Below are 13,314 nucleotides of genomic sequence, written 5' to 3' on the forward strand. Positions count from 1 at the left end.
AGCGGCGCGTCACCTTTACCGGGGGCGGGGCGAGGCGTCGAGCGCGGTGAGGGCCTGGTGGATCGTGGCGACCTCGACGACGTGCGCCTTGATGCCGCGCTTGGGCACGGCGTCGAGGGTGCCGGCCGGCACGAGGATGCGGCCGTGGCCCAGCCGGGCGGCCTCGGCGACGCGCTGGCCGGCCATCGTGACGCGGCGGATGTCGCCGGAGAGCGAGACCTCGCCGATGGCGGCGACGTCGAGGGGCAGCGGCTTGCCGGTGGCCGCGGACGCGATCGCCAGGCAGATGGCGAGGTCGCTGGCGGGATCGGAGGAGCGCATGCCGCCCACGGTGGCGGCGTAGACGTCCTTGTCGGCCAGGCGCAGCCCGGCGATGCGCTCGGTGACGGCGATGAGCATCGCGACGCGGGAGGTGTCGAGGCCGCTGACGCCGCGGCGGGGGTTCGGGGTGGCGCTGGGGGAGACCAGCGACTGGATCTCGGCGAGCAGCGGACGGCGTCCCTCGACGGTGACGGTGATGCAGGTGCCGGCCACCGGCTCCTCGCGCACGCCCCGGAACAGGCTGGAGGGGTCGGGCACCTCGACCATGCCGGCGTCGGTCTGCTCGAAGCAGGCCACCTCGTCGGCCGGGCCGAAGCGGTTCTTGACCGCGCGCAGCAGGCGCAGCGGGGTCTGGCGGTCGCCGTCGAGGGCGAGGGTGGTGTCGACGACGTGCTCGAGCGCGCGGGGGCCGGCGACGGTGGACTCCTTGGTGACCTGCCCGACCAGGCACACCGGGATGCCGCGGCTCTTGGCCAGGCGGGTGAGGGTGGAGGCGACCTCCATGACCTGCGCGACGCCGCCCGCGCGGCCCTCGACCTCACCCGAGGCGATGGTCTGCACGGAGTCGACGATCATCAGCGCGACGTCGGGCCCGAGGGCGTCGAGGTGCCCGATGGCCTGGGCGAGGTCGTTGCCGTCGGCGAGGAAGACCTGCTCGCTGGTGGCGCCGATGCGCCGGGCACGGGTGGCGATCTGGTGCACCGACTCCTCGCCGGAGACGTAGAGCACCGGCCGGCCGGTGGCGCGGGCGACGGCGTCGGCGGTGGTGAGCAGGAGCGTGGACTTGCCCGCCCCGGGCTCGCCGGAGAGCAGCAGCACCTGGCCGGTGACCAGGCCGCCTCCGAGCACGCGGTCGAACTCCGCCAGGCCGGTGCTGACGCGGGCGCCGACCTCGGCCTCGGTGATCTCGCTGATGCGGCGGGCCGGCCGCTCCGGTGCGCTGCCCGCGCCGGAGGTCTTGAGGCCGACGGCGGCCTTGCCGGGCACCGAGCGCTCGGCCAGCGTCCCGAACTCCGTGCACTTGGGGCAGCGGCCGTACCAGGTGCCGAACTCCGCGCCACAGCCGCTGCAGACGAAGCTCTTGCGGGGGCGCGCGGGACTCACGGGCCTCACCGTAGGGCAGGACGCCGACAGCGTCGGGCGCGGCGTCGCTATGCTTCCCTGGATCGTTCCAACCGGAGCGGTCCGACGACGCAGCGCGAGGTGGAAGGTGAGCGGTCCCGCGAGTGCCGGCCCCGCTGCCGGCGCGTCCCGGATCCCCGGACGCGTGCCTGCCGCGCCCCCGACGCTGGCCGACGTCGCCGAGCGGGCCGGGGTCTCGCGCCAGACCGTCTCCAACGCCGTCAACAACCCCGAGCTGCTGCGCGCCGACACCCTCGAGCGCGTCCAGCAGGCCATCGCCGAGCTCGGCTACCTGCCCAACCGCGCCGCCCGCAACCTGCGCACCCGGGCCTCCCACCTCATCGGCCTGCGCTTCAGCCCGGCCCAGGAGGGCACGGCGAACGCGACGATGGACCGCTTCGTCCACTCCCTGGTGGAGACCTCCCGCGAGGTCGGCTACCACGTGCTGCTCTTCTCCGGGGACCCCCGCGACCCGCTCTCGGGCTACGACGACCTCCTGCGCTCCACCGCCGTCGACGCCTTCGTCGTCACCGACACCTACCTCGGCAACCCGCAGGCCACCTGGCTGGAGCGGCGCCGGGCCCCGTTCGTCGCCTTCGGGCGTCCGTGGGACAAGCCCGACGCCGCCCACGCCTGGATCGACGTCGACGGCGCCGCCGGCTGCGAGCTGGCCACCGACCACCTGCTCGACAAGGGCCACCAGCGCGTCGCGTGGATCGGCTGGCGCAAGGACTCCTGGATCGGCGAGGACCGTCGCGCCGGCTGGTACCGCGCGATGAAGGCCCGCGGCCTGGCGACCACCGGCCTGGCCTCGCGCGTCGAGGACACCGTGCACAGCGGCCGCTCGGCCAGCGCCGTCCTGCTCGACGAGGCCAGCCCCTCGGCGTTCGTCTGCGCCTCCGACACCCTGGCGATGGGCGTCCTGCACACCCTGGAGGAGCGGGGCCTCACGCCGGGCCGCGACGTCGCCGTCGTCGGCTTCGACGACTCCCAGGTGGCGCAGGTGGTGCGCCCCGGGCTCACCTCGGTGCGCCAGCCGCTGGAGCAGGTGGCCGTCGAGGTCGTCGAGGCGCTCTCGGGGCTGCTGGGCCACCCGCCGCGTCCGCCGCGTCAGGTGCTGCTGACGCCGACGCTCGCGGTGCGCGGCTCGTCCTGAGCCGGGTGCCTCAGAACCGGCGCCACCAGAGGTTGACGGCGTAGTCGACCTCGAGGCCCTCGTGCTCGGCCAGCGCCTGCTCGGCGGCGTCCGGGGGAAGCTCGATGCGCACGACCGCCTCGAGGTCCGCGCGGGAGCCGAACCGCCAGCCGACGTCGAGGCTGCGCCGCGTCCAGCCGTGCCGAGCCCAGAACCGCTCGATCGTCGCCGGGTCGGGCAGGTGCGGGTAGCCGCGGCGGAACCAGCGGCCGAAGGTGGAGCGGGAGGCGTCGTTGTCGATGACGAACGCCGTGCCGCCGCGTCGCACGACCCGGGCGAGCTCGGTGAGCCCGGGCTCGCAGCCGGGGCCGAAGAAGTAGGCCCAGCGGGCGTGCACGACGTCGACGCTCGCGTCGGGCAGCGGGATGCGCTGGGCGGTGCCCTGCGCCAGCTCGACGACGCCCTCGGGCGCGGCCAGACGGCGGGTGCGGCGCCGGGCCAGGGCCAGCAGGTCGGGGTGCGGTTCGACGCCGACGACCCGTGCCGCCGCGCCGGGCTGCGCGGCCCAGCGGGGCAGGTGGAACCCGCTGCCGCAGCCGAGGTCGAGGAGGGTGCGTCCGGACCAGTCGGCGATCTCGCGCATGGTGGCCTCGAGGAGGCCGTCGGGATCGACCGCGTGGTTCTCGATCTCGTAGGTGGCCGGGTGCTCCCAGATGTTGGGGCTCGCGACCGCGCCCGGCGGCGTGCGGGTCAGAGGCGGACCAGGCCGTTCGGGGTCTGGATCTGCGCGGCGATGATGCCGGGGGTGCCGTGCGGGGCGACCCACTCGACCTTGACGTCCTCCAGGGGCGCCTCGACCGACTCGCCGAGCCACTCGCTCACGCGCTGCGGGTCGCCGGCGATCTCCAGGCAGGCCAGCGAGAACTCGCCCACGCCGCCGTGGCTGGGGTGCAGCTCGCCCGGGACCTCCCAGTGGATGAAGAACGGCAGCTGCGGGTCGGCGATGAGGCCGTTGATGCCGATCTGCTTCCAGCGCAGCTCGGTGCCGTCGGGACGGTGCCGGCTGCCCTGCGCGGCGTCGCGGCCCAGGCGCTGCTCGGCGACGGTGATGTCGTCGACGGCCACCGCCCAGCCGAGCCAGCCGCCGCCGAGGGCCGAGCGGGCGCGCACGGCCTGGCCGAAGGGGGCCTTGTCGGAGGCCGGGTGGTCGAGCACCTCGACGATCTCCAGGTAGGTGCCCTCCGCCAGCGGCAGGATGACGTTGCGCGTGCCGAAGCGCGGGTGCACGCCGCCGTCGAGGAACTCGCAGCCGAGCAGGCCGCCGATGCGGGCGGCGGTTCCGGCGAGGCCGTCAGGGCCGGCGGCGTAGGAGAGGTGGTCCAGGCGCATGCCTTGATTCTGAACGGCGTCTGAGAGGGGCTTGACACTGGGGTCGGGTTGTCTTGACGTCAAGAGTCCGGGTGGTGCTGGTGGGGCTGGTGTGAGTGGAGGCTTTGGCGGCCGACCGCCAGACCTTTCGGTTGGCGTTCGAACCTTCGAACGCCAACCGTGCGTTTCAGCGGTTGGCCGCCAAAGCTTTCAACGGCGGCCGCCCCGACCCCCGCCCCAGCGATCAGGGCCGCGGGTCGGCGGGGTGGATCGCGAGCAGCGAGCGCGAGCGCAGGTGGTGCTCGCAGTGGACGACGAGGGCGTCGTAGGCGCCCTGGCCCATGAGGGCGATCAGCTCGGGGGCGTGGGTGAGGTAGACCGGCTCGACGGCGACGTGGGCCTCGGTGTTGCCCGAGCAGTACCAGTCGAGGTCGTGGCCGCCGGCGCCCCAGCCGCGGCGGTCGTACTCGCCGATGCCGACCTCGGTGTAGGTGGTGCCGTCCATGCGCTCGACCTCGCGGAAGGTGCGGCGGATCGGCAGCTGCCAGCAGACGTCGGGCTTGGTCTCCAGCGGGTGGCGGCCCTGCTGGAGGGCGAGGGCGTGCAGCGCGCAGCCGGCGCCGCCGGAGAAGCCGGGACGGTTCTGGAAGACGCAGGCCTGCTGGCCGTCGTCGTGGTGGGCGACGCGGGTCTTGCGGGCGCCCTCGTCGTCCTTCTCCACCCAGTCCTTGGTGCGCACCTCGCGGCCGGGATGGCGCTCCCACAGGTCGGGGCCGAGCTGCTCGACGAAGCCGCGCACCCGCCTCTCGTCGGCCTTGTCGGCGAAGTGGGCGCCGAGGGTGCAGCAGCCGACGTCGGGGGAGTCGGCGTAGATGCCGGCGCAGCCGGAGCCGAACACGCAGGTGTAGGACGACGTCAGCCAGGTGAGGTCGCAGCGCAGGACCTCGCTGTCGTCGTCGGGGTTGACGAACTCGACCCAGGCACGCGGGAAGTCCAGGCTCACTTCGGGCACGGGCGCCACCCTACGCAGGTCGTTCGCAGTAGGTTGGTGCCATGCGGCTGGGCGTGCTCGACATCGGCTCCAACACCGGCCACCTGCTCGTCGTCGACGCGCACGGCGGCGCGGCGCCGCTGCCGGCGTTCTCGCACAAGGAGCCGCTGCGCCTGGCCGAGCACCTCGACGACGCCGGCGGCGTCACGCAGCTGGGCATCGACGCGCTCGCCCGATTCACCGCCGACGCCATCGTCGTCGCGGAGGACCGCGGCTGCGAGGAGATGCTGGCCTTCGCCACCTCCGCGGTGCGCGACGCCGTCAACAGCCAGGCCGTGCTCGACACCGTCGAGGAGCGCACGGGCCTGCGGATCTCGGTGCTCTCCGGCGAGGACGAGGCCCGGCTGACGTTCCTCTCGGTGCGCCGCTGGTTCGGCTGGTCGGCCGGACGCCTGGCCGTCTTCGACATCGGCGGCGGCTCGCTGGAGATCGCCGCGGGTGCCGACGAGGCCCCCGACGTCGCCTGGTCGATGCCGCTGGGCGCCGCCCGGCTGGCGCGGGCCTACTTCGCCGACCACAACCCCGGCGAGGAGCAGCTGCGCGAGCTGCGGCGCCGCATCCGCGCCGAGATCGCGCGCGACGCCGGTCAGCTGCTGCGCGCGGGCACCCCGCACCGTGCGGCGGCGACGTCGAAGACCTTCCGCTCGCTGGCGCGCATCTGCGGCGCCCCGTCCTCGGCGGAGGGCCCCCTGGTGCCGCGCGTGCTCGAGCGCGACGCGATGGCGTCGTGGATCCCGAAGCTGGCCGCGATGAACCTCGCCGAGCTGGCCGACCTCCCGGGCGTCTCGGCCTCGCGCGCCCACCAGATCGTGCCCGGGGCGCTCGTGGCCGAGGCCTGCATGGACATCTTCGACCTCCCCGCGCTCGAGATCTGCCCGTGGGCGCTGCGCGAGGGCGTCATCCTCCAGCGCATCGACCAGATCGGCGCGCACGGCTGAGATGACGCGCATCGGCCTCTCGACGTCCTCGGTCTATCCCGAGTCGGCCGCCCACGCCTTCGCCTACGCCGCGGAGCTGGGCTACGACGCCGTCGAGGTGATGGTGGCCCTCGACCGCCTCAGCCAGGACCAGATGGCGTTGCAGAAGCTCTCCCAGCACCACGGCGTCCCGGTGTGCAGCGTGCACGCCCCGTGCCTGCTGTTCACCCAGCGGGTCTGGGGCACCGACCCCTGGGGCAAGCTCGAGCGCTCCGCGGAGATGGCCCACCACCTCGGCGCCGAGGTCGTCGTCGTGCATCCGCCGTTCCGCTGGCAGAAGGACTACGCCCGCGGCTTCGTCGAGGGCATCGCGGCCCTGGAGGCCAGCACCGGCCTGCGGTTCGCGGTGGAGAACATGTACCCCTGGCGGGCGTCCTCGCGGCGCGGCATGGAGATGTACCTGCCCGGCTGGGACCCCTCCACCGAGCCGTACGCCAACGCCACCATCGACCTCTCCCACGCCGCCATCGCCGGCGACGACGTCGTGGAGATGGCCCAGCGGCTCGGCGAGCGGCTGCGGCACGTGCATCTCACCGACGGCACCGGCTCGGTCAAGGACGAGCACCTGGTGCCGGGGCGCGGGATCATGGACGCCGCCGGCTTCCTGCAGCACCTCGCCGGCAGCGGGTTCGAGGGCGACGTCGTGCTGGAGATCAACACCCGCCGGTGCGCCGACCGCGCGGAGCGACTGGCCGACCTGCGCGAGTCGCTCGCGTTCGCCCGCGAGCACCTGGGCGCGCCGCGCCCCTGACCTCCGCTCCCGGGCGCGGGGCCGCGCAGGCTCAGGGCAGCTGCAGCAGCCCGTGCGTGACGCCGTAGACGGCCGCGGCCACCAGGCCGGCGGCCGGGAAGGTGAGCACCCAGGCCGCGACGATCGAGCGCGCGACGCCCCAGCGCACGGCCGAGAGGCGCTTGGTCGCGCCGGCGCCCATGACGGCCGAGGTGATGGTGTGGGTGGTCGAGATGGGCGCCTCGAAGACGAACGCGGTGGTGTAGAGCACGCTCGCGGCGACGGTCTCGGAGGCGAAGCCGCGGGCGGGGTCGAGGTGGATGATGCGCCGTCCGAGCGTGCGCATGATCCGCCAGCCGCCCGCCCAGGTGCCGGCGGAGATGGCGGTGGCGGCGGCGAGGATCACCCAGATCGGGAGGTCGTCGTTCGCGCCGACGTACCCGCCGGTGAGCAGCGCCAGGAAGATGACGCCCATCGTCTTCTGGGCGTCCTGCAGGCCGTGGCCCAGCGCCATCGCGGCCGCCGAGACCGTCTGGGCGATCCGGAAGCCGCGCTGGGTGCGGTGGGCGTTGCGGTTCCGGAAGATCCACATGATCGCGAGCATGAAGAGGAAGGCCGCCGCGAAGCCGAACAGCGGCGAGACCACCATCGGGATGACGACCTTGTCGACGATGACGTCCCACTTCACCGTGGAGCCCGACGCGATGGCCGCGCCCACGAGGCCGCCGATCAGCGCGTGGGAGGAGGACGACGGCAGCCCGAAGTACCAGGTCAGCAGGTTCCAGGCGATCGCGCCGAACAGTCCGGCCATGACGATGACCAGGCCGTGGTTGCCCGACGGCGGGGTGATCACCTTGCCGACGGTGTTGGCGACCTCCTGGCCGAGGAAGGCGCCGATGAAGTTCATGACCGCGGCCATCGCGAGCGCGACGCGCGGGGTCAGGGCCCGCGTGGACACCGACGTGGCGATCGCGTTGGCGGCGTCGTGGAAGCCGTTGGTGTAGTCGAAGGCCAGGGCGACGACGACGACCGCGATGACGATGGCGAGGGTCACGCCTCAGGACTCCTTGACGGCGATCTGCTCCACCGTGTTGGCCACCGTCTCGAAGGCGTCGATCGCGCCCTCGAGGGACTCGACGATGTCCTTGAGCTTGAGCACCTCCATCGCCTTGTAGTCGCCGGAGAAGAGGTCGGCCAGGATGCGGCGGTGGTTCTTGTCGCCGGCGTTCTCCAGGCGGTTGATCTCGATCCAGTACTCCTCGAGCCCGCCGGGGTTGCGCAGGCCGGGCATGGCCGCGGCGGTGAGCTCGGCGCAGCGCTGCAGGACCTCGACCTGGCCCGACAGCGCGGGCGGGAGGACCTTCACCTCGTAGAGCAGGATCATGTCGACGACCTCGTCCATGAGGTCCATGACGTCGTCGAGGGCGGAGCCCAGCGCGTAGATGTCCTCGCGGTCGAAGGGCGTCACGAAGGTGCTGTTGACGCGCTTGAACAGCGTGTGGGTGGTCTCGTCGGCCGCGTGCTCGGCGTCGCGCATCCGTGTGGCGACGTCCTCGGCGACGGAGTCCTCGGCGAGCATGTCGGCGAGGAGCGACGCGCCGAGCACCAGGTGCTGGGCGGACTCGGTGAGCAGGTCGTAGAACGACGAGTCGACCGGCCGGAAGCGGAAACCCACGGAGAACTCCTGGTGAGGCGGCGGTGAATCGCGGCCATGCTAGGGCCAGGAGGTCCCTCCGGCGCAACCGTCGCGTCCGCCCGGGGAGCAGGCCTCGCGGCCCCTCCCCGGACGGCGCGCCGGGTCAGCTCGCGCTGCGCTGCTTGCGCTGGGCCTCGATGAGGGTCGTCTGCAGGTCGACGGTGCCGTCGTTGCGCTGCCAGCGGCCGTCGGCGTCGAGGATCCAGGCGGAGGTGTCGGGCGCGAAGGCGAGGTCGAGCAGCTCGCGCACCGGCTCGCGGGTCGAGGCGCCGGGCAGCCGCACGAGCACCTCGACGCGGCGGTCGAGGTTGCGGTGCATCATGTCGGCCGAGCCGATCCAGGCCTCCGGCTCGCCGCCGTTCTCGACGTCGAAGATCCGGCTGTGCTCGAGGAAGCGGCCGAGGATCGAGCGGACCTCGATGTTCTCCGAGAGGCCGGGGACGCCGGGGCGCAGCGCGCAGATGCCGCGCACCAGCAGCTGCACCGGGACGCCCTCCTGCGAGGCGAGGTAGAGGGCGTCGATGACGGCCTCGTCGACGACGCTGTTGGCCTTGAGCCGGATCCGCGAGGGGCGGCCCCCGCGGTGGTGGGCGATCTCGCGGTGGATGCGCTCGACCAGGCCCTTGCGGACGCTGTCGGGCGCCACGAGGAGCTCGTCGTAGGAGGCGTTGCGCGACCAGCCGGAGAGGTTGTTGAACAGGTGGGCGACGTCCTCGCCGATGCGCTCGTCGGTGGTGATCAGGCCGAGGTCCTCGTAGGTGCGCGAGGTCTTCGGGTTGTAGTTGCCGGTGCCGATGTGGGTGTAGCGGCGGATGCCGTCGGGCTCCTCGCGCACCACCATCGCCAGCTTGCAGTGGGTCTTCAGGCCGACGATGCCGTAGACGACGTGGCAGCCGGCCTGCTCGAGCTTGCGGGCCCAGCGGATGTTGGCCTCCTCGTCGAAGCGGGCCTTGATCTCGACGATCACCAGCACCTGCTTGCCGGCCTCGGCGGCGTCGATGAGGGCGTCGATGATCGGGGAGTCGCCGGAGGTGCGGTAGAGCGTCTGCTTGATCGCCAGGACGTGGCGGTCGGCGGCGGCCTGCTCGATGAAGCGCTGCACCGAGGTGGAGAAGGAGTCGTAGGGGTGGTGCAGCAGGACGTCGTGGCGGCGCGCGGCCTTGAAGACGTCGACGGGCTTGGCCGACTCGACCTCGGCGAGGCGGGCGTGGGTGGTGGGCACGAACGCCGGGTACTTCAGCTCGGCGCGGTCGAGGTCGGCGATGCCGTGCAGGCCCCGCAGGTCCAGCGGGCCGGGCAGCCGGAAGACCTCGGCCTCGTTGACGCCGAGCTCGGTGACGAGGAGGTCGAGCACGGAGTCGGAGATCGACTCCTCGACCTCCAGACGCACCGGCGGGCCGAAGCGGCGGCGCAGCAGCTCCTTCTCCAGGGCGGCGAGGAGGTTCTCCGCGTCGTCCTCCTCGACCTCGAGGTCCTCGTTGCGGGTGACGCGGAAGGTGTGGACCTCCACGATCGTCATGCCCGGGAAGAGCTTCTTGAGGTGCTCGCGGATGACGTCCTCGAGCGGGACGAAGCGGTCGTTGCCGACCGGCACGAACCGGGCGAAGATCGGCGGCACCTTCACCCGGGCGAAGTGCTCCTTGCCGGTCTTCGGGTTCTCGATGACGACCGCCAGGTTCATCGAGAGGCCCGAGATGTAGGGGAAGGGGTGAGCGGGGTCGACGGCCAGGGGCGTCAGCACCGGGAAGACGCGGTCCTTGAAGAGCCGCTTGCAGGTGCGCTGCTCGTCGGGGGTGAGGTCCTCCCAGCGCAGCAGGTCGATGCCCCGGCCGGAGAGGGCCGGACGCAGCTGGTCGTGCAGCACGCGGGCGTGCCGCTCGCTGAGCTCGCGGGCGTTGGCCCAGATCTGGTCGAGCACCTCGCGCGGCATCAGGCCCGACGCGGCCCGCACGGCCAGGCCGGCGGCGATGCGCCGCTTGAGGCCGGCGACGCGGACCATGAAGAACTCGTCGAGGTTGCTGGCGAAGATCGCCAGGAAGCGGGCCCGCTCGAGCAGCGGGAGGGTGTCGTCCTCGGCCAGCTCGAGCACCCGCTCGTTGAACCGCAGCCAGGAGAGCTCGCGGTCGAGGAAGCGGTCGTCGTACGTCTCCACGGCGGCGAGGGCGGCGTCGTCGGGCTCGTAGGGCGGCTCGACGTCGAAGCTCTCGTGGGGCGGGCCGTCGGGATTGTGGACGGCGTCGGCGGCGAGCTCGGCGGTCATGGGAGGAGTCTCCCATCGGACAGTGAACGCGAGGTGTCCTCGACCGGGTTAGGTTGCGCTGCGTGAGCCTCCTCCGCACCGTGCGCGCCCGCGCCGAGCAGACCGTCTTCGCCGCCGCCCTCGCCCTGCCCGAGCGGGTCCAGCGCGTCCTGGCCGGAGCCCCGGTGGTCCGCGAGGGCCAGACCCTCGCCACCGAGACCCAGCTGACGCTGCGGCTGCAGCGGGTCAGCGGCCTGCCGGCCGTCGAGACCCTGCCCATCCTCGAGGGACGCAGCGCGCTGCTGCACCAGAGCCTCCTCGCCGGCGGCTCCCTGCCGATCGGCGCGGTGCGCGACCTCGAGGCCGCCGGCCTGCCGGCCCGCCTCTACAGCCCGCGCGCGCTGGCGCCGGGCACCGTCGCGCCGCTGCTGGTGTTCCTGCACGGCGGCGGGTTCATCTACGGCGACCTCGACTCCCACGACGCCCCCTGCCGGCTGCTGGCCGAGCGGGCCGGCGTCCGGGTGCTGGCCATCGACTACCGCCTGGCGCCCGAGCACGTCTTCCCCGCGGCCTACGACGACTGCGTGGCGGCCTACCGCTGGGTGGTCGAGCACGCCGCCGAGCTCGACGCCGACCCCGCGCGCCTGGCCGTCGGCGGCGACTCCGCGGGCGGCAACCTCGCGGCCGGCGTCGCGCTGGTGGCCGCCCGCGAGGGCCTCCCGCTGGCCTTCCAGCTGCTGGTCTACCCGACCACCGACGCCACCCACGGGTTCGACTCCGCGCGCGCCTTCGACGCCGGGTTCTTCCTCACCCGGCAGTTCATGGACCTCGCGGGCTCCACCTACATCCCGGCGGAGGTGCCGCTGGAGGACGAGCGGCTCTCCCCGCTCAACGCCGAGATCCCCGCCGGCCTGGCGCCGGCCTACCTCTGCACGGCCGGGTTCGACCCGCTGCGCGACGAGGGCGAGGCCTACGCCCGCCGACTCGCCGACGCCGGGGTCGCCGTCGAGCTGCACCGCTTCCCCGACCAGATCCACGGGTTCCTCAACATCGTGGGCGTCGGACGCACCTCGCGGCGCTGCGTCGAGCAGGTCGCCGACGCGCTGCGCGCCGGACTGGCCTGAGCCGCCGGTCGGCCCGGTCCCACGCTGGTCGGATCAGAGGGTCGGCCGCCAGCGGCGCAGCTCGCGGGTGAAGGCGTGGGGGTCGACCATCGTGCGGTCGACCACGATCGCGGGCAGGCTGCGTCGCAGGAACCAGACCTCCCACGACGACGAGCCGGGCTCGCCGCGCACCTCGATGCGGGTGGTGTCGGCGTAGAGGTCGAAGCGGTGTCGGCTCTCGCCCTGCACGATCTCGACGACGCCGGCCTCGTCGATGCTCACCGACGCGCGACGGCGCGTGCGGCGTCCGGTGACGAGCGCGATCAGCACCAGGAGCACCGCGACGCCCGCGGCGGCCAGCGTCGGGACGCCCGTGGGCTCGCTGGTGACGGCCAGAGCGACGGCGGCGCCGATCGCGAGCACCGCGAGCAGCCACCACACCAGCGGGCCACGTGAGCGCGGCGGGGCGAGGTCGTCGGAGCCGCTGCCGCCGCCCGAGCCGCCCGGCCGGACGTCGGCGAGCACCGAGGTGACCGACGGCGGGGCGAGGCGGGCGGCGTCGACGGCGGGGATCGAGCCGGTGTCGGCTACGGCGGGGGCGACGCCGGTGACCCCGGTGACCCCGGTGACCCCGCCGGCGATCTCCTCGGGGGAGACCTGCGGCTGGGCCGGGACGACGGGCTCGACGGGCTCGACGGGCGGGGCGTCGGCGCTCGGACGCGTGCCGGGCGCCGCGGAGACGAGCGGGGCCGGCTCGGCGGACGGGCCCGGCTGATCCGGCTGATCCGGCTGAACCGGCTGATCCGGCTCCGACGCGTCAGGGGCGGGGACGTCGGGGGCCACCTCGACCGGGGCCTCGACCGGGGCCACGACCGGGGCCACGACCGGGATCGCGCCGGTGGCCGGCCGCGACTCCCGGAACGACTCCCTGGACGACTCCCGGGGCGGCTCGGGCTCCGAGCGCGAGGTCCGGCGTCCGCCGAACCGCGAGCCCTCGCGGGGGGCCTGGCCCGAGCGGGCGTCGAGGAGCTCCTGAGCGAGCTCGGCGGCCCGCTGCTCGGCGACGAGGCGCTCCTGGTTGGCCAGCTCAACGAGCTCGGTGGAGCGGCGCACGGCCGACTCGACGGCCTGCCGGTCGATGGCGCGCTGGGTGGCCTCGGCCTCCGCGGTGACGCGGGCCTCGACCTCGCGGGCGAGCTCGGCCTCGGCGCGGGTGCGGGCCTCGACGGCCTCCTCGAGGCGGGTCAGCGCCTCGGTGGCGCGCTGCTCGGCGGCCTCCCGCTCGGCGGCCGCGGCGGCGGCGCGCTCGGCGACGGCGCGGGTCTCGGCCTCGAGGGCGGCGCGCTCGGCGACGGCCTGCTGCAGGGCCTCCTCGGCGCGGGTGCGGGCCTCCGCGGCGGCGGCGGCCCGGGCGGCGGCGTCCTGGGCGGCCTGCTCGGCGGCGATGCGACCCTCGACGGCGAGGCGGGTCTCCTCGGCGCGGGCGGAGGCGGCCTCGTGGGCCTGCGCCTCGGCGGTGGCGGCCGCGGCGGCGGCCTCGGCCTGCACGCGGGCGCGCTCCTCGGCCTGGGC

The 13,314-nt window shown here is 74.0% G+C and carries 12 protein-coding genes; 4 read left to right on the forward strand and 8 right to left on the reverse strand.

Annotation, left to right across the window (positions count from 1 at the left end; translation table 11 throughout):
- Positions 1–15: 15 nt before the first annotated feature.
- On the reverse strand, positions 16–1,425 hold the full coding sequence (radA, locus tag ACZDWJ_RS17940) for a DNA repair protein RadA (RefSeq protein WP_463523225.1): 1,410 nt from the start codon (positions 1,423–1,425) through the stop codon (positions 16–18).
- Between the two features lie 163 nt (positions 1,426–1,588).
- Here radA and ACZDWJ_RS17945 point away from each other — a divergent pair, with 163 nt between their 5' ends.
- Positions 1,589–2,599, forward strand: coding sequence for a LacI family DNA-binding transcriptional regulator (locus tag ACZDWJ_RS17945; protein WP_463523227.1), 1,011 nt, complete (start codon positions 1,589–1,591; stop codon positions 2,597–2,599).
- Positions 2,600–2,609: 10 nt separating this feature from the next.
- On the opposite strand, the gene ACZDWJ_RS17950 is transcribed toward ACZDWJ_RS17945, so the two are convergent.
- The 3 genes from ACZDWJ_RS17950 to ACZDWJ_RS17960 all read right to left on the reverse strand — a co-directional run bounded on the left by ACZDWJ_RS17950 (position 2,610) and on the right by ACZDWJ_RS17960 (position 4,958).
- Positions 2,610–3,221 (reverse strand): class I SAM-dependent methyltransferase, encoded by a 612-nt coding sequence (locus ACZDWJ_RS17950; protein ID WP_463523229.1) that lies wholly within the window; start codon positions 3,219–3,221, stop codon positions 2,610–2,612.
- 107 nt (positions 3,222–3,328) lie between these two features.
- Positions 3,329–3,967 carry a VOC family protein gene (locus tag ACZDWJ_RS17955; RefSeq protein ID WP_463523231.1) on the reverse strand — a complete coding sequence of 213 codons (639 nt, stop codon included), beginning with the start codon at positions 3,965–3,967 and terminating at the stop codon, positions 3,329–3,331.
- A 223-nt stretch (positions 3,968–4,190) separates the two neighbouring features.
- The gene (locus ACZDWJ_RS17960) at positions 4,191–4,958 is read right to left on the reverse strand and encodes a hypothetical protein (protein WP_463523233.1); all 768 of its coding nucleotides are present in this window, start codon (positions 4,956–4,958) and stop codon (positions 4,191–4,193) included.
- A gap of 41 nt (positions 4,959–4,999) precedes the next feature.
- Here ACZDWJ_RS17960 and ACZDWJ_RS17965 point away from each other — a divergent pair, with 41 nt between their 5' ends.
- Together ACZDWJ_RS17965 and ACZDWJ_RS17970 are read left to right on the forward strand one after the other, a co-directional pair.
- Positions 5,000–5,935 (forward strand): Ppx/GppA family phosphatase, encoded by a 936-nt coding sequence (locus ACZDWJ_RS17965; RefSeq protein ID WP_463523235.1) that lies wholly within the window; start codon positions 5,000–5,002, stop codon positions 5,933–5,935.
- A 1-nt stretch (position 5,936) separates the two neighbouring features.
- The gene (locus tag ACZDWJ_RS17970; protein WP_463523237.1) at positions 5,937–6,725 is read left to right on the forward strand and encodes a sugar phosphate isomerase/epimerase family protein; all 789 of its coding nucleotides are present in this window, start codon (positions 5,937–5,939) and stop codon (positions 6,723–6,725) included.
- Between the two features lie 31 nt (positions 6,726–6,756).
- On the opposite strand, the gene ACZDWJ_RS17975 is transcribed toward ACZDWJ_RS17970, so the two are convergent.
- From ACZDWJ_RS17975 to ACZDWJ_RS17985, 3 genes are all read right to left on the reverse strand, one after another.
- A complete protein-coding gene (locus ACZDWJ_RS17975; RefSeq protein ID WP_463523239.1) occupies positions 6,757–7,758 on the reverse strand; it encodes an anion permease in 1,002 nt (333 codons plus the stop codon).
- Between the two features lie 3 nt (positions 7,759–7,761).
- The gene (locus tag ACZDWJ_RS17980; protein ID WP_463523241.1) at positions 7,762–8,379 is read right to left on the reverse strand and encodes a DUF47 domain-containing protein; all 618 of its coding nucleotides are present in this window, start codon (positions 8,377–8,379) and stop codon (positions 7,762–7,764) included.
- Positions 8,380–8,503: 124 nt separating this feature from the next.
- Entirely contained in the window at positions 8,504–10,660 is a 2,157-nt protein-coding gene (locus ACZDWJ_RS17985) for an RNA degradosome polyphosphate kinase (protein WP_463523243.1), read from the reverse strand.
- Between the two features lie 62 nt (positions 10,661–10,722).
- On the opposite strand from ACZDWJ_RS17985, the gene ACZDWJ_RS17990 reads away from it, so the two are divergent.
- Positions 10,723–11,763, forward strand: a complete 1,041-nt coding sequence (locus tag ACZDWJ_RS17990) for an alpha/beta hydrolase (RefSeq protein WP_463523245.1) — start codon at positions 10,723–10,725, stop codon at positions 11,761–11,763.
- Positions 11,764–11,796: 33 nt separating this feature from the next.
- Here ACZDWJ_RS17990 and ACZDWJ_RS17995 read toward each other — a convergent pair.
- On the reverse strand, positions 11,797–13,314 hold a 1,518-nt coding region (locus tag ACZDWJ_RS17995), incomplete at its 5' end, for a hypothetical protein (protein WP_463523247.1).

Source organism: Nocardioides sp. B129/18 (assembly GCF_055282735.1).